At 60.7% G+C, this 21,483-nt stretch carries 15 protein-coding genes; 7 read left to right on the forward strand and 8 right to left on the reverse strand.

All coding sequences use genetic code 11. The annotated features are described in order from the left end of the window. The first annotated feature begins 41 nt into the window (after nucleotides 1-41). A complete protein-coding gene (locus CNQ84_RS10075; protein ID WP_096004738.1) occupies nucleotides 42-836 on the forward strand; it encodes an acyl-CoA thioesterase in 795 nt (264 codons plus the stop codon). A 458-nt stretch (nucleotides 837-1,294) separates the two neighbouring features. On the opposite strand, the gene cmoB is transcribed toward CNQ84_RS10075, so the two are convergent. Both cmoB and cmoA read right to left on the reverse strand, forming a co-directional pair. Further along, complete coding sequence (gene cmoB, locus CNQ84_RS10080) at nucleotides 1,295-2,260, reverse strand: tRNA 5-methoxyuridine(34)/uridine 5-oxyacetic acid(34) synthase CmoB (RefSeq protein WP_096004739.1); 966 nt, start codon at nucleotides 2,258-2,260, stop codon at nucleotides 1,295-1,297. Continuing rightward, a complete protein-coding gene (cmoA, locus tag CNQ84_RS10085; protein ID WP_096004740.1) occupies nucleotides 2,257-2,997 on the reverse strand; it encodes a carboxy-S-adenosyl-L-methionine synthase CmoA in 741 nt (246 codons plus the stop codon). Before cmoA ends, cmoB begins: the two co-directional genes overlap by 4 nt. 323 nt (nucleotides 2,998-3,320) lie before the next feature. Here cmoA and CNQ84_RS10090 point away from each other — a divergent pair, with 323 nt between their 5' ends. Further along, complete coding sequence (locus CNQ84_RS10090; protein ID WP_165771267.1) at nucleotides 3,321-5,306, forward strand: type IV pilus assembly protein FimV; 1,986 nt, start codon at nucleotides 3,321-3,323, stop codon at nucleotides 5,304-5,306. 45 nt (nucleotides 5,307-5,351) lie between these two features. On the opposite strand, the gene lon is transcribed toward CNQ84_RS10090, so the two are convergent. Further along, nucleotides 5,352-7,754, reverse strand: a complete 2,403-nt coding sequence (lon, locus tag CNQ84_RS10095) for an endopeptidase La (protein ID WP_096004742.1) — start codon at nucleotides 7,752-7,754, stop codon at nucleotides 5,352-5,354. Nucleotides 7,755-7,873: 119 nt separating this feature from the next. Here lon and CNQ84_RS10100 point away from each other — a divergent pair, with 119 nt between their 5' ends. The 3 genes from CNQ84_RS10100 to putP all read left to right on the forward strand — a co-directional run bounded on the left by CNQ84_RS10100 (nucleotide 7,874) and on the right by putP (nucleotide 13,647). Then, nucleotides 7,874-8,635 (forward strand): AraC family transcriptional regulator, encoded by a 762-nt coding sequence (locus CNQ84_RS10100; RefSeq protein ID WP_096004743.1) that lies wholly within the window; start codon nucleotides 7,874-7,876, stop codon nucleotides 8,633-8,635. A 222-nt stretch (nucleotides 8,636-8,857) separates the two neighbouring features. Further along, entirely contained in the window at nucleotides 8,858-12,013 is a 3,156-nt protein-coding gene (gene putA, locus CNQ84_RS10105) for a bifunctional proline dehydrogenase/L-glutamate gamma-semialdehyde dehydrogenase PutA (protein WP_096004744.1), read from the forward strand. 158 nt (nucleotides 12,014-12,171) lie between these two features. Next, the gene (putP, locus tag CNQ84_RS10110) at nucleotides 12,172-13,647 is read left to right on the forward strand and encodes a sodium/proline symporter PutP (protein ID WP_096004745.1); all 1,476 of its coding nucleotides are present in this window, start codon (nucleotides 12,172-12,174) and stop codon (nucleotides 13,645-13,647) included. 63 nt (nucleotides 13,648-13,710) lie between these two features. On the opposite strand, the gene CNQ84_RS10115 is transcribed toward putP, so the two are convergent. After that, nucleotides 13,711-15,729, reverse strand: a complete 2,019-nt coding sequence (locus tag CNQ84_RS10115; protein ID WP_096004746.1) for a S9 family peptidase — start codon at nucleotides 15,727-15,729, stop codon at nucleotides 13,711-13,713. Between the two features lie 52 nt (nucleotides 15,730-15,781). Between CNQ84_RS10115 and CNQ84_RS10120 the strand changes: the two genes are divergently transcribed. Further along, nucleotides 15,782-16,165: an MFS transporter gene (locus tag CNQ84_RS10120; protein ID WP_096004747.1), complete on the forward strand. Its 384-nt coding sequence runs from the start codon at nucleotides 15,782-15,784 to the stop codon at nucleotides 16,163-16,165. Between the two features lie 7 nt (nucleotides 16,166-16,172). Here the strand turns inward: CNQ84_RS10120 and CNQ84_RS10125 are convergent, their stop codons facing one another. The 4 genes from CNQ84_RS10125 to cysK all read right to left on the reverse strand — a co-directional run bounded on the left by CNQ84_RS10125 (nucleotide 16,173) and on the right by cysK (nucleotide 20,278). Next, entirely contained in the window at nucleotides 16,173-16,754 is a 582-nt protein-coding gene (locus CNQ84_RS10125; RefSeq protein ID WP_096004748.1) for a TetR/AcrR family transcriptional regulator, read from the reverse strand. A gap of 239 nt (nucleotides 16,755-16,993) precedes the next feature. Next, nucleotides 16,994-17,200, reverse strand: a complete 207-nt coding sequence (locus CNQ84_RS10130) for a cold-shock protein (RefSeq protein ID WP_083727464.1) — start codon at nucleotides 17,198-17,200, stop codon at nucleotides 16,994-16,996. 282 nt (nucleotides 17,201-17,482) lie between these two features. After that, nucleotides 17,483-19,198 (reverse strand): bifunctional isocitrate dehydrogenase kinase/phosphatase, encoded by a 1,716-nt coding sequence (gene aceK / locus CNQ84_RS10135; protein ID WP_096004749.1) that lies wholly within the window; start codon nucleotides 19,196-19,198, stop codon nucleotides 17,483-17,485. 105 nt (nucleotides 19,199-19,303) lie between these two features. Continuing rightward, the gene (cysK, locus tag CNQ84_RS10140) at nucleotides 19,304-20,278 is read right to left on the reverse strand and encodes a cysteine synthase A (protein ID WP_096004750.1); all 975 of its coding nucleotides are present in this window, start codon (nucleotides 20,276-20,278) and stop codon (nucleotides 19,304-19,306) included. A 110-nt stretch (nucleotides 20,279-20,388) separates the two neighbouring features. On the opposite strand from cysK, the gene CNQ84_RS10145 reads away from it, so the two are divergent. Next, entirely contained in the window at nucleotides 20,389-21,459 is a 1,071-nt protein-coding gene (locus CNQ84_RS10145; protein WP_096004751.1) for a DUF748 domain-containing protein, read from the forward strand. Nucleotides 21,460-21,483: the final 24 nt, after the last annotated feature.

Below are 21,483 nucleotides of genomic sequence, written 5' to 3' on the forward strand. Positions count from 1 at the left end.
CCTATGATGGTCGGCTTTGTTCGACTATCTGGAACCAGACCATGAATTTTGCCGCTCTTCTTGCTGCTTTTGATCAGTCCTCCAACTGCACTGTCACCGTGCCGCCCGAGTGGGCCCAGGGCCGTGCTGGCTATGGCGGCCTGGTTGCCGCGCTGGTGCTGCGTGGTATGCGAGCCAGCCTTGCCGAGCCGCGGCCGGTGCGCTCATTGGCGATTACCTTTGTTGGTCCAGTTCAGCCCGGTATTCCGGTACAGGTTCAGTCAGAGGTTCTGCGCGAAGGCCGTGCGGTGACTCAGGTGCTGGGGCGCGCGGTGCAAAACGGTGAAACCATGTGTATCGTGCAGGGCAGCTTTGGTGCGGGTCGCCCCTCTAGTGTGGATGTGCCCGCTGAGCCGGCGCCTGCCGCGCCTGCACCAGATGCCTGTCAGCGCACGCCCTTTGTCGAGGGGGTGATGCCGAACTTCCTGCGCTATTTCGATACCCGCTGGACCTTTGGCGACTACCCCTGCACCAACAGTCGCAAGCGTGAGATGGGCGGATGGATGCGCTTTGACGAGCCGCTTGCGCAGTTCGATGAGGTACATCTGGTCGGGCTTGTCGATGTCTGGCCACCAGCAGTGCTGCCACACCTCAAAGAGCGTGCTCCGGCCAGCTCGCTGACCTGGACCATCGAGTTTGTGCAGCCCCAACCGCCGGTTGGCGCAGACGGCTGGTTGCTCTACAGGGCGATCATTGAGCATGCGCGTGACGGTTACGGACACTGCTCGGCGATGATCTGGAATCCGGCTGGTGAGCTGGTGGCGATCAGCCGGCAGACGGTTACGGTGTTTGGGTAACTTACTGTCGTGTTAGGGTGCTTGTGTCGAGCGGCGTACAAAAGATATCTCTTGCTGCTGTAGTGCATTCCGCCTTTCTCCTTTTACGGCAAGCCAAGGGAGGCTGCCCGCCCAGCCCCCAAAGGGAAGGGCTAACTCATTTCATATGCCCTCTGTATGCTTGAGCGCTCGCCCTGCGGGGCGCTCTGAGTGCCAGAAGGCGTATGAAATGAGTTAGCACTTCCCCGAATCCCCCGGGGCACCCGACTACGCGGTCCTTCGGGTTCGCTGCGTTGCTCGGTTGGGCGGGGGTGGCCGGCTAGGTAGTCGCAGAACTCGTCGCTTCGCTCCTCAGACATGCTGCGACTCTTTTTCCCGCCAGCCCTGCGCTACTCGCCCGCGTAAACGGGACGAACCCCGGTGCGCACTTCACCATTCGCGTTTTGATAGGCGTTACTCAACGTTACGCCTAAGACTCCTTACTTACGCGCCACCAACGTCGCACGCAGCGGGGCAGGGTAGCCTTCAATGGTCTTGCTACTGTCCGCCGGGTCAAGGAAGGATGGCAGCGATTGAAAGCGCATCCACGCGGTGCTGCGCTGCTCCTCGACGCTGGTGCGGTTGAGGTCGACGCAGCGCACGTCGCTGTAGCCCGCGCGGCGCAGCATGCGCTCGAGCATAGGCACCGACGGCAGGAACCAGACGTTGCGCATCTGCGCATAACGGTCTTCGGGTAGCAGACAGTGCTGCTCGTCACCCTCGATAACCAGTGTCTCCATCACCAGCTCGCCGCCAGGGCGCAGGCACGCCTTGAGTTGCAGCAGGTGGTCGAAGGGCGAGCGCCGGTGGTACAGCACGCCCATGGAGAAGACGGTATCGAAGGCGGCTGTCGGTTCCGGCAGCTCTTCCAGAGTGAAGGGCAACTGCCATACCGGCGCTTGCGGAAGGTAATGCTTGACCGCCTCAAACTGGTTGAGGAATAGCAGGTTGGGGTCTACTCCGATCACCAGTTCGGCGCCGGCCTGCCACATGCGCCACATGTAGTAGCCGTTGCCACAGCCGATATCCAGCACCCGCTTGCCGTTGAGGTCGATGTGCGGTGCTACGCGTTGCCATTTCCAGTCGGATCGCCATTCGGTATCAACATGCACGCCGAACAGGTCGAATGGGCCTTTGCGCCAGGGATGCAGCCCCTGCAGCGCGTCGTGTAGCTGCTGGCTGGTGGTTTGGCTCAGCGGCGAGGTGCTGTGCAGACGAACACCCTCGGAGAAGTCGCATTCCACGCCGTCGAGTGGCGGTAGATTGCGCAGGCTTTGCTGCCAGCGCTCCAGGTCGCCGTGATGCAGACCCTCCAGGCGATTTTGCAGGCCTTCGGCCAGGGCGCTTTGCCAGTGGGCAAGGGGAGAACGGCTGAGGGTGTCGAGCAGGGGGCTGTAATCAATCACGCGTGGGCAATCATCGAACAAAAGTTGAGGCACTGGAACCAGAGGTGGCTGTGGCTGAAACCGGCGTCGAGCAGGCGCTGCTGGTGCACTTCGAGCGGGTCCGGGCGCATGACGTTTTCAATAGCTGTGCGTTTCTGGGCGATTTCCAGCTCGCTGTAGCCATTGGCGCGCTTGAAGCCATAGTGCAGTGCTTCAAGACTGTTCTGGGTCTGGCTGTCGGTAAAGGTCAGCTTTTCTGACAAGATCAGTACACCGCCGGGCAGCAGAGCCTGGCGAATCTGGCGCAGCAGTGCCAGGCGTTGTTCAGGCGGCACAAACTGTAGCGTAAAGTTCAGCACCACCAGCGAGCAGGGTTGCAGTGTCAGCTCGGTAATATCGGCACAGATTACCTCGGCGGCAATCGGCTCCTCAAGCATGGCGTCTTGCGCGCTCAGGTATTCGCGGCAGCGCTCGACCATGGCTTCGGCGTTGTCTACGGCCAGAATGCGGTTTCCCTGCTGCGGCAAATGACGGCGCATGGACTGGGTTGCCGCGCCGAGCGAGCAGCCAAGATCGTAGATTAGCGTGTCGGGCTGGGCATATTGCCCGGCAATGACGCCGATGCTTTCGATGATGGTCGGATAACCGGGTACCGAGCGCTTGATCATGTCCGGGAAAACCCGCGCAACGGCATGGTCGAAAGCGAAATCATTGACCTTGCTGAAGGGGTTGGCGAACAGGTTGTCGACCTCGGACATGCCGGCTTTCCACGTGGCTGAATGGGTAGCGCATTCTAGCAGGCTTGACAGGGTGGCGGGTGGGTTGCTTGACTTGTTGAGGAAGTGTGCGCTGTGTCACATGGCCAAGTTATTGGCTTTGCAGCTCCAAAGTGATCGCTTTCACTGTTTTTTTGACTATAAATGACCCTGTGGCATTCGATTCGCGTAACGCTGGTGGCATAATGCCGACTTATGCGGTACCTGTGTCGGACTGCATGGGTAAAACCGCTGATACTAATAGCAATGGACGCACCGGGTAGCGGGGCATGATGCCGTTACCGACAGGCAAACGAGGAAAGGGTATGGCTGCCAAACGCCAGATAGTTATTGGGGCCGCTTCGCTAGCGGTACTCTATGCCGGAGTTGCAAATGCGCTGGGGCTTGGGGAGATCCAGCTCAAATCGGCTCTGAACCAACCGCTTGACGCGGTGATTGCGTTACAGGGCGCCGAGGGGTTGGGGCCGTCCGATGTCGTGATCAAGCTGGCAGACTCGTCTGCCTTTGATGCTGCTGGCATCGAGCGACCGTATTTCCTAACCGGGCTGCAATTCACGCCGGTGGTGGAGAATCGTCAGCTGACGGTACATGTCAGATCATCTCAGCCGGTACGCGAACCCTATCTGAACTTCCTCGTCGAGCTGCGCCGCCCGAGTGGCACCCTGCTGCGCGAGTACACGGTATTGCTGGACCCGCCGCTTTACTCCGAGACAGCCCCTGTTGCTGTGAACCCGGTTGTCAGTGCGCCGCCACCGCGCTCGCGCATTGCTGATCGCCCGGCCGAGTCGGCACCGCGTCCTGAAGCGGCTTCGCTGCCTGACTTCGAGCCCCAGCCAGGCGCCGAGAAGTACACCACGGTATCTGGCGATACCCTCTGGACCATTGCCGAGCGCACGCGTCCTACCCCGGCGGCGTCGATCAACCAGACCATGACAGCGATCCACTCGCTGAACCGGGGGGCTTTCGTCAATGGTGATATCGATCGCCTGAAACTGGGGCAGACCCTGGTGCTGCCGACCGCCGAGCAATTGGGCGGCACCCCGGAAGCGGCTGCCAGCAGCGTCGCAGAGGCCCCCGACGCTGATGCCGCTGGCGAGCAGCGTGCGGCGTTGCCGAGCACTCAGGCGAGCGTTGGCGAACAGGTCGATGGCGCCTCCTCCGACGAAGCGCCTTCTGCGCCGACGGCTGCCCAGACCAGCGAGGCGCGACTGCGCATCGAAGAAGACGAAGTGACTGAGGCGGAAGCCGAGTCGGCCCAGTTGCAAAGCCGTCTGACCGACCTGGAGGGCCGCTTCAACGCCCTGTTGAGCGAGCTGGATGCTCGTGATCGTCAGATTGCTGCTCTGCAGGCCGAGCTGGAAGTCCTGCGCGCTGCCCGTGAGGCCGAACAGGAGCAGGCAGCCATGGCCGGCGCCGGTGGCTCTTTGGGCAGTGGCGGCGGCGGTTCTGAGGCGTCCCCTTACGGCAGTGATGATCCGGCTGCCGGTGCCATCGCCGCCGAGATGCCTGCGGCAGCTGAGGAGTCCAAGTCTTCCGGTGGCATGCTGTGGTGGTCTCTGCTGGTCGGCCTGCTGGCCTTTTTGATCGGTTGGGTTGTATCCCGCCTGCGCGGTAAGCCTCAGCCGGCAGCACCTGCGCCGGCCGGCAGCGCGCCGCTGTCGGGTTCGGATAATCGGCTTGCCGCCGTTGGCAGCGCTACTGCCGTTGGCGCCGCGGGTGCCTCCACCAGCGCCGCATTTGAAGACAGTGCAGAAGGTGTTGATCTGTACATCACCTATGGGCGCTTTGCCGAAGCGCGTGAGCTGCTGGACAAGTCGATTGCCGAAGACCCGGACAACCTGGACCTGCGTTACAAGCAGGCGCGCGTGACCGGCGAGCTGGGTGACGCAGAGGGCTTTGCCGAGCAGTCCGCTGCGATCGCGCGCCTAGATGGCGACATGCAACGTGTCGATCAGCTGAAGGCCCGTTTCCCGCAGTTGGAGGCCCCGAATGCAGCGCCGCTGGACACCGTTGAAGACGTGCTGTCGGGTGATGACCTCGGGCCTGCTGATCTGGATGACGACCTGGATGCCAGCGATACGCCGATGAATCTGAACGATTTCACTCTGGACCCTGATTGGGATCTGATCGAAGGCTTGACTCCGACCCCGGCACGCAAGAACAGCAAGACAGACTCTGCGCCGGTAGACGATGAGCCGTTCGAAAGCAGCCTGCACGAGTTCCCTGAGATCGAGGAACTGGACGAGCACGATTCGTTCAATCACCTTGAGCGCGAGGACTCCAAGCGCTGAGTCGGTGGGAATGAACAGGGCGACCCTCGGGTCGCCCTTTTTCGTTCAGGCAAACAGCTCCTTGGCAACATCGCGGAAGTGTTTGGCGAAGTGCACGATCATGCCTTCGCGCAGGTAATCCGGCAGTTCCTCATAGTCGCCCCGGTTTGCTTCCGGCAATATCAGCTCGTGAATGCCCTGGCGACGGGCCGCGATAACCTTCTCGCGAATGCCGCCCACGGGCAGTACGTGGCCGGTCAAGGTGATCTCGCCGGTCATCGCCAGGCCGCTTCGGGGCGCTTGCTGGCGGGCCAGCGAGAGTAATGCGCTGGCGATGGTAATACCGGCGGACGGACCGTCTTTAGGCGTTGCTCCCTCGGGAACGTGCAGATGAACAAAGGCCTGGTCAAAGAAGCTGCGGTCTGCCTTGTAGGTGGCGAGGTTGGCGCACAGATAGCTGTAGGCAATTTCTGCGGACTCCTTCATCACGTCACCGAGCTGCCCGGTCAGCTTGAAACCGCGATTGAGCGTATGAATGCGGGTTGCTTCGACCGGCAGCGTAGCGCCGCCCATCGAGGTCCAGGCGAGGCCGGTGATGATGCCGGTGCCCTTGAGTTGCTTCTCGGTACGAAAGGCGGGGGTGCCTAGCAGCGCTTTGAGATCAGCAGGCTTGATGCTGATGCGCTTGTCAGGCTGCTCCAGCAATTGCACGACGGATTTGCGCACCAGCTTGCCGAGTTGCTTCTCCAGATTGCGTACCCCGGCCTCGCGGGCATAGCCCTCAATGACCTCGCGTAGCGCCTTGTCGGTGATGCGTAGCTGGCTTTTTCGCAAGCCGGCACGTTCCAGCTGACGTGGCCAGAGATGATGCTTGGCGATGGCGAGCTTTTCTTCGGTGATGTAGCCGGATAGGCGAATGACATCCATGCGGTCGAGCAGAGGGCCCGGGATGCTGTCCAGGGTATTGGCCGTGCAGACGAATACCACTTTGGACAGATCCAGCCGCAGATCCAGATAGTGGTCCAGAAACTGGCTGTTTTGCTCGGGGTCTAGCGTTTCCAGCAAGGCGGAGGCGGGGTCGCCCTGATGGCTGCTACCCAGCTTGTCGATCTCATCGAGCATGATGACCGGGTTCATCACGCCAACATCCTTCAGTGCCTGTACGAACTTGCCCGGCATGGCGCCAATGTAGGTGCGGCGATGGCCCTTGATCTCGGCTTCATCGCGCATGCCGCCAACGCTGAAGCGATAGAAGGGACGGTCAAGGCTCTCGGCGATGGAGCGTCCGATGCTGGTCTTGCCGACACCTGGTGGGCCCGCCAACAGGATAATTGAACCCGCCACCGAGCCACGGAACGCGCCTACGGCAAGGAATTCGAGAATCCGCTGCTTGACGTCTTTCAAGCCGTCGTGGTCGCGATCCAGTACCTTGCGCGCATGGGCAAGGTCGATCCGGTCGGGTGGTGTGATGCCCCAGGGCAGCGCGGTAGCCCAATCCAGGTAGTTGCGGGTGACGGCGTATTCGGGGGAGCCGGTCTCCAGTACCGAGAGCTTGTTCAGTTCCTCGTCGATGCGCTTTTGGGCATCGTCGGGCAGCGTCTTGCCCTCAAGCCGCTCGCGGAACTGTTCGATATCGGCGGTGCGGTCATCCTTGGACAACCCCAGCTCCTTCTGAATGATTTTTAGCTGCTCTTTCAGGAAAAACTGACGCTGGTGTTCGCTAATGCTGCGATTGACCTCGGCGGTGATCTCGCCCTGCAGGCGCGCCACTTCAATTTCCTTTTTCAGCAGACCCAGCACTTTCTCCATGCGGCGCAGGATGCTGACAGTATCCAGCACGTCTTGCAGCGCCTCTCCCTTGGCCGACGTGAGGGCGGCGGCAAAGTCGGACAGCGGCGAAGGGTCGTTCGGGCTGAAGCGGTTGAGGTAGTTCTTCAGCTCTTCGCTGTAGAGCGGGTTGAGCGGCAGCAGCTCCTTGATCGCATTGATCAGCGCCATGGCATAGGCGCGCACCTCATCGCGCTCATCGGCGGGCGCTTCAGGGTACTGGACCTCTACCCGATACGGCGGTGTTTTGCTCAGCCAGCGGGTGATGCGGACCCGGGTCAGGCCCTGGGCGATGAACTGGATCTTGCCGTTCTCACGCACGGCATGGTGGATGCGCACCGCGCAGCCGGTGTTCGGCAGCTGTTGCGGGTCAATCTCACCGTCGGCGTCCAGGGGGCTGTCGACGTAGAACAGTGACAGCGCCTTGTGCTCGGTTCCCGCGACCTGCTCGATGGTTTCATGCCAGGGCTGTTCATTGACGACAACCGGCATAACCTGGGCTGGAAAGAAGGGGCGGTTGTTGATGGGTAACAGATGCAGTGTCTTGGGCAACTGCTGGTTCGGTAACGCCAGCCCCGTGCCGTTGCCCTGGCTGGCGTGGTCTGCGTTGTGTTCGATGTAGTCTGAATCCTGATCACTCATGGGGTGGCCTTTTCAGTGGTTCATGACTCCGACATGGCGGCGGCTGAGGGCAATTTCAATAGCGGCTTTTTTCGGGCGCTTGTGGCAGCATGGACGTCTGCTTTGATGGATGGCCCTGCATGCACACACGCATTCTCGATCTGCCGGTTCAAACCGCGACCCATGCCCACCCCGAGCATCAGTTGGTGATCGGCCTGCGTGGTTGCGCGGATTTTGAGGTGCAGGGGCAGGGCGGGGCGGTCAATCGTCTGCACGCGTGCGTGGTGCCCAGCGGCGAGGCTCATGCCTTTTCCGGGCGTGGGCACAACAACATGCTGATCATGGATTTGCCGGTGGCTGCGGGTGCGCTGGCCAGTGCTGGCGCACACCGGTTGTTCGAACGGCCACGCTTTGTCCAGCTTGATCATCAGTTGCAGGGGCTGCTGGACTTTGCGCAGTACGCGCTGGCCGCGCCGCAGGCGGCCGAGGACGGCCTTGAATGGCATCTGGGCGGCGTGTTGCTGGCCTCTTTGCAGCGGCGTCTTGGCCTTGATGGCGATGTTCAGCGTGCACCTGGCGCGCTCAGCGCCGAAGAGCTGCAGCGGCTCGACGCTTATGTGCTGAGCAATCTGGATCGACCGCTCAGCGTCGCAGCGCTGGCTGCGCAGGTCTGTGTCAGCAGCAGTCATTTTCATGCGCTCTATCGACAGGCCACAGGCATGACGCCGCACCAATATGTACTGTCGCTGCGGGTGCGCGAGGCGGCGCAATTGCTGCGTGAGACTCGCCTGCCCCTTGCCGAGGTCGCCAGCCGCTGCGGCTTCTCCAGTCAAAGCGCGCTGACCCATGCGCTGCGACGTCAACTCGGTGAAACGCCTCGAGCGGTCCGTCTGGGCGCTTGAGTTCCGAGTTTTTTGCAAAAAGATCAGAGGTTTTCGCAAGATTCCCGCGGGTTCTGCTTCTACAGTCGATGATCGTGCCTGCCGCTCTGGCAGTGGCGATTTCACATCACAACAACGGGGATGGTTCGTCGCCGGCGCCCTGATGGTCTAGGGTGGAAGTAGGGCGAACTCATAACCCGCCCGCTTATTGCCGAGCGTGGGTCGATCCAGGAGCATGCCAGAATGTTTAAAGCCAGCGAGGCGTTGCAGGGTGACTTCCTGCGTAGCCAGCCCAGTGAATTTCTGCACACCGTCAGTGCCAATTACGCCGTCGATGAAGACAGCTATCTGCGTGAGCTGATAGAGCTGGCGCAGGCGCAGGACCTTGCCGCGCTGTCGCGCAAGGCCAACCAGTTGATCATTGACGTGCGCAAGCGTGACAACGCCGTCGACAGTATCGACGCCCTGCTGCAGCAGTACAGCCTGGATACCCAGGAAGGCATCATGCTGATGTGTCTGGCCGAGGCGTTGCTGCGCGTGCCCGATGCTGACACCGCCGACGCCCTGATTCGCGACAAGCTCAATGCCGCGCAGTGGGACCGTCACGTCGGCCAGAGCGAGCATACGCTGGTCAATGCTGCGGCCTGGGGGCTGGTCATGACCGGCAAGGTCGTCAACCTGGACAAGCGCCACGACGGTACGCCGGGCACTGTGCTGGGTCGTCTGGTCAAGCGCAGCGGTGAGCCGGTTATCCGCAGCGCCATGATGCAAGCCATGAAAATCATGGGCCGCCAGTTCGTGCTGGGCCGCACCATCACCGAGGCCCTGAAAAACGGTAAGGCGCAGCGTGATCAAGGCTACACCTATTCTTTCGATATGCTCGGCGAGGCGGCGCTGACACGCGCCGATGCGGCCAAGTATTTTGCCGACTACAGCAAGGCGATTGCAGCGCTGGTCGACGATAAGTACAAGGGTGCGAGTCCCAAACCGACCATCTCCATCAAGCTTTCTGCATTGCACCCGCACTACGAAGTCGCGCGTGAAGAGCAGGTGATCGAAGAGCTGGGCGAAAGCGTGCTGGAGCTTGTGCGCCAGGCACGCAAGGGGGATGTCGGTATCACGATCGATGCCGAAGAGGCGGATCGTCTGGAGCTGTCGCTCAAGCTGTTCGAAAAGGTCTATCGCCACCCTGACGTACAGGGCTGGGGCAACTTCGGCCTGGTCGTGCAGGCCTACTCCAAGCGCGCGTTGCCGGTACTCTGCTGGTTGACACTGGTGGCCCGCTCTCAGGGTGACCGTATTCCGGTGCGTCTGGTCAAGGGCGCCTACTGGGATTCGGAGATCAAGTGGTCGCAGCAGGCCGGCCTGAGTAATTACCCGGTATTTACTCGTAAGGAAGCCACCGATGTGTCCTACCTGGCCTGTGCTCGCTACCTGCTCAGCCCGCTCACCGACGGCCATATCTATCCGCAGTTTGCGACTCATAATGCACATACGGTGACCTGCATCCTGTCGATGGCCAAGGAGCGCGAGTTCGAGTTCCAGCGCCTGCATGGCATGGGCGATGCGCTGTATGACACCGTCATTGAGCAGGCGGGCTGCTCGGTTCGTATCTACGCACCGGTTGGTGCGCACAAGGACCTGCTGCCTTACCTGGTGCGCCGGCTGCTGGAAAACGGTGCCAACTCGTCTTTTGTACACAAGCTGGTCGACCCGCGAGTGCCGGTCGAAACACTGACTGCCCACCCGGTGGCAACCTTGCAGCGCCATACGGTGCTGGCCAATCCTCGCATTCCCCTGCCGCCGGCCATTTATGGTGAAGGGCGCCGCAACTCCCGCGGTATCAACATGAACGTATTATCCGAATGGCTGCCGTTGAAAGAGCAACTCGATAGCTGGTGGAACAGCCGCTGGAGCGGTGCGCCGCTGGTCAACGGCAAGCGGCTGACTGGTGACGTGCGGCCTGTGCTTTGCCCTTATCAGTTGTCGCATCAGGTGGGTGAGGTGGTCTGGGCTACTGCCGATCAGACCCGCGAGGCGATCGACGGTTTGAGCAGCGCCTTTGTGCGCTGGAATGCCACCCCGGTGGATCAGCGTGCTGCGATTCTGGAGCGCACCGCCGACAAGCTTGAGGAGCACATGCCTGAGCTGATGGCGCTGTGCACCCTGGAAGCCGGCAAGTTGCTGCAGGACGGTATCGATGAAGTGCGCGAGGCCGTGGATTTCTGCCGCTATTACGCCGCTCAGGCGCGTCAGCGCTTTGCCACCATTACGCTGCCCGGGCCGACCGGTGAGAGTAACGAGATCTATCTGCAAGGGCGTGGCGTGTTTGCCTGCATCAGCCCCTGGAATTTCCCGCTGGCTATTTTTCTGGGTCAGGTCAGTGCTGCCCTGGTGTGCGGTAACACCGTGGTTGCCAAACCTGCCGAGCAGACCAGCCTGGTGGCGGTACGCTGCGTCGAGCTGATGCACGAAGCCGGCCTGCCGGGTGATGTGCTCGCGCTGCTGCCGGGTGATGGCAAGCAGGTGGGCAGTGTGGTTACCGCCGATCCGCGTATCACCGGTGTGGCCTTTACCGGCTCGACCCAGACGGCGCATATCATCAATCGCGCCCTGGCGGCGCGCGACAGCGCCATTGCGCCGATGATTGCCGAGACCGGTGGGCAGAACGCGATGATTGTCGACTCCACTGCGCTGCCTGAGCAGGTGGTCAAGGATGTGGTGCATTCGGCCTTCCAGAGCGCTGGTCAGCGCTGCTCGGCGCTGCGTGTGCTGTTTGTGCAGGAGGACATCGCCGAGCGTGTAATCGAGCTACTCAAGGGCGCGATGGCTGAGCTGCACGTAGGTGATCCGTCGCATCGCGATACCGACGTCGGTCCGGTGATCGACGCTGAGGCGCGCGAGGGGCTATTGGCCCACGTGCGTGAACTCAAGCAGGCAGGGCGGCTGATTGCCGAGACGCCGGTTCCGCCGGGTCTGGATGGACATTTCATCGCGCCGGTGGCTTTCCGCCTGGATAGCATCAGTGAATTGACCAAGGAGCACTTTGGGCCGATTCTGCACGTGGTCACCTGGCGCAATCGCGACCTGGACAAGGTTATCGATGACATCAACGCGACCGGCTTTGGTCTGACGCTCGGGGTGCACAGCCGCAACGAGGATACGGCTGAGCACATTGATGCGCGGGTGCGTATCGGCAACGTGTACATCAACCGCAATCAGATTGGCGCGGTGGTCGGTGTTCAGCCGTTTGGTGGTCAGGGCTTGTCGGGCACGGGCCCCAAGGCCGGTGGCCCGCACTACCTGCTGCGCTTTGTCGCCGAGCGCACGCGCACAATCAACACCACCGCGGTGGGTGGTAATGCCAGTCTGTTGTCCCTCGGCGATGGGGAGCCTTGAGGCGCCGGGTGACAGGAGTGCAGCAACAGGGATGAATCAGCAGCAGGGATAGTTCAGCAACCGAGGGTGCAAGGCGCGATCAGGGTTGTCACAATAGGTGGCAACCCGCCGCAAATCGGCGGCATCAGACTTCGCATCTCTGACAGAGAGAACAAAAAATGGAAGGTAATACTGCAGTCGTTACGGCGACGTTCGTTGTCTATATCGGGGTGATGCTCGCGCTGGGCTATATCGCCTACAAGCGTACCACCAACCTGTCTGACTACATCCTGGGTGGCCGCTCGCTTGGCCCGGGTACCGCCGCGCTATCGGCGGGGGCGTCGGACATGAGCGGCTGGCTGCTGCTCGGCTTGCCGGGTTACGCGCTGTCGGCGGGTTACGAGGCGTCATGGATTGCGATGGGTCTGCTGGCGGGGACCTGGGCCAACTGGCTGATCGTGGCGCGTCGCCTGCGGGTTTACTCGCACCTGGCCAGCGATTCGCTGACGCTGCCGGCGTACTTTGAAAACCGCTTTGAAGACAGCAGTCGTCTGTTACGGGTGATCTCGGCGATCTTCATTCTGCTGTTCTTCCTGTTCTATACCAGCTCCGGGCTGGTCGCGGCAGGCAAGCTGTTTGAAAGCACCTTCGGCTTCGGCTACAGCATTGCGGTCATTGTGGGAACGGTGGCGATCATCTCCTACACCTTCTTTGGCGGCTTTCTGGCGGTATCCTGGACCGACGTTATTCAGGGGCTGCTGATGGCCGCTGCACTGATTGTTGTGCCGGTCATGGCACTCAACATCATGGGCGGCTGGGATGCAGTACATGGCGCTATGGAAGCCCGCAACCCCGAGTTGCTGAACATGTGGACCAACGTTGAGGGTGAGCCGCTGGGCTTTATTGCGATCATCTCCTTGCTGGCCTGGGGCTTGGGCTACTTTGGTCAGCCGCACATTCTGGCGCGTTTCAAAGCGGTAGAAAGTGATGCTGCCTTGCCGACAGCCCGTCGTATCGCTGTGCTGTGGTCGGGTGTGTGCCTGCTTGCTGCTCTGGTTATCGGTTGGGTGGGTATCGGCTACTTCGGTGAAGAAGGGCTTGCCGACTCGGAGACCGTGTTCCTCTCACTGGTTCAGGCGCTGATGCATCCGTTGGTGGCGGGTATTCTGCTAGCGGCGGTGCTGGCGGCAATCATGTCTACCGCTGACTCTCAGTTGCTGGTGTCGTCGTCCGCACTGGCCGAGGACTTCTACAAGGCGCTGTTCCGTCGTGATGCGACCCAGCAAGAGCTGGTTTGGGTTGGCCGGGTCGCGGTGGTGGGTATCGCTGCCATCGCGTTGATGCTGGCGTTCAACCCCGATAGCACGGTGCTGGGGCTGGTGTCCTATGCGTGGGCAGGCTTCGGGGCTGCCTTTGGCCCTGCGGTGATCCTGTCCCTGTTCTGGCGCCGCATGAACCGCTTTGGCGCGCTGGCCGGTATCGTTGTCGGCGGTGTGACTGTGGTGCTGTGGAAGCAGTTCGACAGCAGCGGTCTGTACGAGATCGTGCCGGGCTTCATTCTGGCGACTATCGCCATTGTTGTTGTGACCCTGGCAACGCCAGCGCCTTCTGCACACGTGGAAGCACAGTTCGACGATATGAAGTCGCGCTTCTAACCTCAGCCCCCAAGCCCGCCCGCTGCTAGGCATCGGGCGGGCTTTTTTGTGCCTGCGGCGTGCTCAGCTCAGAACACTGAGCAAAAACGCATACTCCTCCGCGATCTCTCGCATAGCCTGATAGCGACCGCTTGCGCCCCCATGACCGGCGCTCATCTGCGTGCGCAGCAGCAGCGGCTCATCGTTGCTGCGTGTGGCGCGCAGGCGGGCTACCCACTTGGCTGCTTCCCAGTATTGCACGCGCACATCGTGGTAGCCCGCGGTCACCAGCATGGCAGGGTAGGCCTGCGGCCGAACGTTTTCATACGGCGCGTAACCCTTGATGCGAGCGGCTACCTTAGGGTCGGACGGGTCACCCCATTCCTCGTATTCGCCAATGGTCAGCGGCAGCTCCGGATTGTTCATGGTGTTCCAGACATCGACAAAGGGTACGTCCGCCACGGCAGCGCGGAACAGCTCGGGGCGCTGGTTGATTACGTTGCCGATCAGCAAGCCGCCAGCGCTGCCGCCAGCGATGGCCAGCTGGCGGCTGTCGGTCTTGCCGAGTGAAATCAGTTGCTCGGCGCAGCGGATAAAGTCGCTGAAGGTGTTTTCCTTGTGCTCCAGCTTGCCTTGCTGATACCAGTGCTCGCCCATCTCGGCACCACCTCGTACGTGGGCGATTGCAAAGCGCCAGCCGCGTTGCAGCAGGGACAGGCGAGCATGGGAGAACCAAGGATCCATGCTGGCACCATAGGCGCCATAGCCGTACAGATACAGCGGGCTGCTGCCTTGGGCATTCGCGGGTTCAATCAGGCTGATGGGGATACGCGCACCATCGTCGGCCACGGCCCACAGGCGCTCGACATGATAGTCGTCAGGTGAGAACTGTCCTTCCACCGGCGTGGTACGCAGTACGCGCTGGCTGCCATCTGCCAGGGTCAGAGCCCGGATCTCGGCCGGGCGGTTAAGTGATTCATAGCGCAGCCGAACCTGCGGACTGCTGTATTGTTCCCCGCCTTGCACATGCAGGCTGTAGACCGCGTCGGGCATCGCTACCAGATAACCTGGACCGCTGTTGGGTTGTACTTCCAGCTGAATCAATCCGGCGTTGCGGTACTGCAAAATCAGTGCGCTACGCTGCAGTTCGACGCCTTCGAGTGTGCGGTTGTCATCAACGGCGCGCAGTGCTTGCCAGTGCGGTTCTCCGGGCGTTGCCGGGTCGCATGCAAACAACCCGAAGTTCTCGCCCTGGCTGTTGCTGCGAATTACGAAACCCTGTTCGCCGTGGTCGGCGTCGTACTCGTGGCCGCTGCGACGAGCCGCCAGGCACTGTAGCGGCGCCGCTGGCTCGTCTGCTGGCAGATAGTGCAGCTCGCTGGTGTTTTTACTACTGCTGGCGACACAGATATAGCGTTCCGAGCTGCTGCGGTACACATCCAGATAGAACAGCGGGTCGCGCTCCTCGAATACGGCAACGGGTTCGGCATCCTGGCGCAGGCGCCAGAGTGTGGCTGGACGAGCGCTGGCGTCCAGGCTGATGGCAAACAGCGTGCGGTTATCGTTGGCCCAGCATAGGGTACCGGCAGCTTGCTCCAGAGATAAGTTATATTCCTGCTCGTCGGTCAGGCTGCGTACAAAGAGTTGATAGACCTCGTTGCCCTGGGTGTCGATGCTGTAGGCCAGCCAGTTCTGATCCGGACTGACACTGAAGTCGCCCAACTCTAGAAACGGATGCTGTTCGGCCAGCGGGTTCGGGTCCAGCAGCAACTGCTCGCTGGCTGTATCGATCTCAAGGTTGAACTCGGACTGTTGCTGGCAGCGGTAGTAGCGCGGATACTCTGCGCCTGCCTCGGTGCGCTGATAGTAAAGCCAGTTATCGCGCACGCTGGGCAGGCCGAGATCGGTCTCGCGGATGCGTCCACGAATCTCTTGGAATAGCTGCTCGCGCAGTGATTGGGCGGGCGCCAGCCATTGCTCGGTGTAGTGATTTTCTGCTTCCAGGTAGGCGGTGACATCGGTACTGTCACGCTCCTGCAGCCATTGATAGGGATCGGTGCCGACATCGCGGCGAGCGTGCGGGGCTTTCAGGTCAGGACGCATGTTGTAAAAACCGTTATGATGGCGCGGTCATTTTTGGGTTAGGTGCCGGCCAATGTTCAATGAAGCAGAGTATCAGTCAGTTTGGTGGGTCTATCTGGCCGCTGCCGGTGGTTGCTGGTTGGTCTGGTGGAAGATGACCGCGTTGGCGCGCTGGTGGTTTGTACGCGAGCCGTTGTGCGTGATCATGGCTGTGCTGCTGTTTACGCCGATGCCGGTAGAGCAGGGCGGCGGCTGGTATGCCCCCGCGTTTCTCATCTATTTGCTCGATACGATTTTGTCGACCGGTGATAACGGCCCCCGCGCTTTGGCTGAGATCAGCATTACGCTGTCGATCGCAGCAGTTTGCTGGCTGGTTTACGCCGCTGTTCGGGTCGTGGCGACGCGCTGGTGGCGCCGCACGCATCCGGCCGAAGAGCAGGCTCCGGCCGAATCCTGAGCCCGGCTTACTCGCCGTTGCGTTGCTCGTGCATCATGCGCGCCAGGCGCATGACCTGCTCCTGAAACTCGGTACGCTGGGCATCGGTCATCGGGCACATGCCCAATTGCTCAAACAGACGATAGCCACGTACCGAGAAGAACAGAATCGCCGCCTGAGCCAGGCCCAGCGGCGACTTCTCAAGAATATCGAACAGACCTTCGACGTTGTCGGCACTGGTTTGCAGCAGGGCCGGGTTGCTGGCGGCGGCGGCAAAGATGGCCGAGTCCAGGTTCTTCTCTTCGCTTGACTCGCTCATGTTGCTCAGCAGCAACGCCTTGAGTTCGCGCATCGGCTCATCGGGCAGCACGCTCTCGTATGCACCCCAGCGGACACGGAAGCGCTCAAGGCGGTATTCAATCATGGCGGTCAGCAGGGCATCCCGGTCCGGGAACATCTGCTGCAGGGTGGCTTCTTCGATCTTGCTGCGTTCGCTCAGGCTGGCAAAGGTGAGTTGCGATGCGCCAAGCTCGCTGACGATGGCTTCTGCCGCGCGGAAAATGATGACTTTGAGTGCATCCGGGTTCTGACTGCTGACCGTGGTATCCACTGGTGGCCCCCTGTGAAAGACTGTCCTGCTCGCCGCAGACGGTCAGGTCATCGGGCGAGGGTGGTAGAGGTGATCAAGTTGCGGCATCCAGGGGCTGCCCAGGACGGGAGCGGGAGGTTGGATAGCCTATGCAATAGCGCATAGGGTAGCCCGTTGGGGCGAAGGAGGCGAGTGCTTTTTGGCTGATGTTCAGGCAATAAAAAACCCGGCCGGAGCCGGGTTTTCTTCAGCGCATCGGATTAGCCGATGATCTGAATGTTTGCAGCCTGCTTGCCCTTCGGACCAGTGGTCACGTCGAAAGACACTTTCTGGTTCTCAGCCAGGGACTTGAAGCCCTGAACCTTGATCTCGGAGAAGTGAGCGAACAGATCGTCTCCACCGCCATCCGGAGTGATGAAACCAAAACCTTTAGTGTCGTTGAACCACTTGACTGTACCAGTTGCCATTTCAGCTAATTCCTATCAGATTGAAATACTTGAGCTTTCACTCAATTAAGCGTGGGAATCAAAGATTACGAGATGACAAACTTACGTACTGAGAAGTGCGTTTGCAGCCTACAACTCTATCTCTTGAAAACCTACGCGCTCACTCTGCGCCTTTCAGTACAACAAGTCAAGGGATCTTGACAGCCGTCCTTGGACGCGAATAAACAGCATTGAGTATACGTCAGATTCAGAAAATCACACCCTTGTTCCACATTTTTTTTAAGCCCGCGTAAAACCCCGGTTTCAGGGCGTTGCAGCCGCTCTGCGGTAGGGGTAGACGTCGATCACCTGACCCGCTTCGATCTGGGCCTGCAGGCTTTTCCAGTAGCTGGCCTCAAACAGGTCGCCATGCATGCCGGCGAACTGGCGGCGGTGACGAATATCGGCAAACAGAAATACCGGGAACTCCTCCGGAAAGACGTCATTGGGCGACACCGAGTACCAGGGCTCGGAGGCCAGCTCCTGTTCCGGGTACAACGGTTCTGGAATGACGCGGAAGTTAACTTCGGTCAGGTAGCTGATCTCGTCATAGTCATAGAACACCACGCGCCCGTGCCGGGTGACGCCGAAGTTCTTCAGCAGCATGTCGCCAGGAAAGATATTGGCCGCGGCCAGCTCTTTGATTGCCTTGCCGTAGTCGAGCAGGGCATCGTGCGTTTGCGTTTCGCTGGCGTGTTCCAGATAGATGTTCAGCGGGGTCATCCGGCGCTCGGTCCAGCAGTGGCGAATCAGGATGCTGTCGCCTTCTTCTACCACTGTCGAGGGCGCCACCTCCAGCAGCTCTTTCAGGCATTCGGGGTCGAAGCGGTCGCGGGGGAAGCGGAAGTCGGCAAACTCCTGGGTGTCGGCCATGCGACCGACGCGGTCGTGGCGCTTTACCAGTCGGTACTTTTCGATAACGGTGGCGCGGTCGATGTTCTTGGACGGCGCAAAGCGGTCCTTGATGATCTTGAACACGGTATTGAAGCCGGGCAGGGTGAATACGCTCATCACCATGCCGCGCACGCCGGGCGCCATGATGAAGCGATCGTCGGAGTTGGCCAGGTGAGCAATCAGCGCGCGGTAGAACTCGGACTTGCCCTGCTTGTAGAACCCGATGGCGGTATACAGCTCGGCCAGGTGCTTGCCAGGTATCAATTGCTTGATGAAACCAATCAGCTCGCTGGGTACTGCGCACTCGACCATGAAATAGGAGCGAGTAAAGGAAAAGATGATTGAGACTTCCGACTCGTCAGTGATGACGGTGTCGACGCTGATGCCGCGGTTTTCCCGATGCACCAGCGGCAGAACAAAGGGCCATTGTTCGTGCTGGCTGATGAGTCGGCCGACGAGGTAGGCGCCTTTGTTGCGGTAAAAGACGCTTTGTACCATTTCGGCGGTCAATCCGCGGTCCATCTGTGCCCAGTCGGGCAAGCCCTGCTGCAGCTCGTTGACGATCATGCCTACATCACGGGTCATGTCCTCCCAGGGCGCATCGAAGCTGTACTCGCTGAGAATCTGGTGTGCCAGCCCTTGCAGTGACCCTTCGGAGATGAAACCGCGCGTCAGCGCGATGCGCGACGGCGGACGGGTGACCGGGCGGGTGCTATGCACGAACATGGTGTCGTCGCTGATCTGGTCGTGCTGGTGCAGGCTGCAAAAGATGGAGTTGAACCAGGTTTCGGCCAGCTCGTCGTCAAAGCGCTGATCAATCAGCTGGATATAGGCCTCACGAATGCCCGGCCAGGCGTCGACGCTCAGTATCTGGGGGCCGAAGGTGCTGCCCGCCAGCCCGTCGGCTGTTTCCTGCACCTGTTCCTCATAGGCATTGATGCGCAAGGTGGACGCTTCCTGGATATCGTTCCAGCGCGCTTGCTCGAAGCGCGCCCGGGCGCCGGAGGTAAGGTCGCGGAAGAGTCGGCGGTAGCGATCGAAGCCGGACAGTATCTGCTGGGCTATCTGGTCTGAGGATTGGGGCATGGAGGGCCTGCGAGCTGAGGGGCTAAAGCTCGCAGCATAGCCAGTTGGCTGCCTGCGCGGCAACACCGTCGCGGTGGGCGACGGTGTTGTTCGATGGGCTGGCGCTTACTGAACGGTTTCCTGCTCGGTAAACAGGTCGGTGAACAGCATTGAGGACAGGTAGCGCTCGCCCGAGTCGGGCAGGATGACGACAATGGTTTTGCCTTGCATGCTTGGCTCTTCGGCCACCCGCACCGCGGCGGCCATGGCTGCGCCGCAGGAAATGCCCACCAGGATGCCTTCTTCGCGCATCAGCCGCAGGGCCATGTCCTTGGCTTCCTCGTCGCTGACCTTTTCGACCCGGTCGACTTGGCTGAGATCCAGGTTGGCGGGGACAAAGCCGGCGCCGATGCCCTGAATCTTATGCGGGCTGGGTTTGACTTCGTCGCCCTGCAGGGTTTGGGTGATCACCGGCGAGGAGCTGGGCTCGACGGCGATGGAGATGATCTGTTTGCCGCAGCTCTGCTTGATGTAGCGCGATACCCCGGTGATGGTGCCGCCGGTGCCAACGCCGGCGACCAGGGCATCAATGGCGCCGTCGGTATCTTTCCAGATCTCGGGGCCGGTGGTTTTTTCGTGGATTGCCGGGTTGGCCGGATTTTCAAACTGCTGCAGCAGCACGTAGGTGTCCGGGTGCTGGGTGGTCAGTTCCTGCGCCTTGTCGATTGCCCCCTTCATGCCTTTGGCCGGCTCCGTCAGCACCAGTTCGGCGCCGAGTGCCTTGAGTACCTTGCGGCGTTCCAGACTCATTGAGGCGGGCATGGTCAGCACCAGTTTGTAGCCGCGCGCGGCGGCGACGAAGGCCAGGCCGATGCCGGTGTTGCCGGACGTCGGCTCGACGATGGTCATGCCGGGCTTGAGCCGTCCGCTGGACTCGGCATCCCAGATCATGCTCGCGCCGATACGGCACTTGACCGAGTAGGCGGGATTGCGGCCTTCGATCTTGGCGAGAATGGTGACGCCCTTCGGACCAAGGCGGTTGATACGAACCAGCGGCGTGTTGCCGATGGCCTGGGAGTTGTCTGCGAATATGCGGCTCATGATGGCGACTCCTTGTAAACAATGGCTGCAGGGTGGGCCAATCAGCCTATGCTGGGCAGGTATTAACGTCAATTGGCTGAACCCTGGGCGACTGCGCTGGTCCATTGGGCATGACACGTCGATCCAAGCTAGGTTGGTCTTTTCTGGTGCTACTGGCGCTGCTGTTGCTGGCGGTGCACCTGCTGTTGCCTTATTTCATCAAGGACCTCATGAACCGCAAGATGGCCGATATGGGCGATTATCGCGGTCATGTTGAAGACGTTGATATTGTGCTCTGGCGTGGGGCTTATCGGCTCAACCAATTGAATATCGTCAAGGTGGATGGTGAGCAGCAGGTGCCTTTTGTGCGACTGCCGCGTACTGATATCAAGATGCGTCTGCGCCCGTTCTGGGAAAGCGGCAGTATCGTCGCTGAAGTAGACCTCTACTCCCCGCAGCTGAACTTTGTCGACGGCGATAGCGATGAGCAGAAGCAGACGGGGCAGGGCGTAGGCTGGCGTCAGGCGTTGCAGGAGCTGATTCCGGTGCGGCTGGATCGGGTAGAAGTCTACGATGGTGAAGTGGCCTTCCGTAATTTTCACTCCGAGCCGCCGGTCAATCTGTACGTCAATCAACTGCACCTGACCGCCCACAACCTGACCAACGCTGAGCAGCGCGAAGGCGCGCGTGATGCGGACCTGGAAGGCGAGGGCCTGTTGCTTGCGCACGCACCTGTGCAGTTTTCCTCGCGCTTCGATCCCTTGGGGGACTGGGAGAATGCGGATATGCGCCTGCGCGTAACCGATGTCGAGCTACCGCGACTGAATGACTTTGCGACCGCTTATGGGCGCTTTGATTTCAACGCAGGCACCGGCGATCTTGTCCTGGAAGCGGAGGTTCGCGACGGTCAGATGCAGGGCTATATCAAGCCGCTGGTGCGCGGTGCGGACATCTTTGACGTGCAGCAAGATTTGCGCAACCCGGAAAAGAGCCTGGTTCGCGGGCTGTGGGAAGCCGTTGTCGGGGGCGGACAGCAACTGTTGCAGAACCAGCAGGCCGATCAATTTGCCACCCGTGTAGACCTGGAGGGCTCCGTCCGCTCCCCTGATGTCAGCGCCTGGCAGGCGTTTTTCAATATTTTGCGAAATGCCTTTGTTGAGGCGTTTACCAGCCGCTTCGAACGAGTCGACGCGGACCAGTAACAGCGCCTGAATCTATCTCGCAGT

Origin of the sequence: Pseudomonas abyssi, assembly GCF_002307495.1 — a bacterium.
Classification (GTDB): domain Bacteria; phylum Pseudomonadota; class Gammaproteobacteria; order Pseudomonadales; family Pseudomonadaceae; genus Halopseudomonas; species Halopseudomonas abyssi.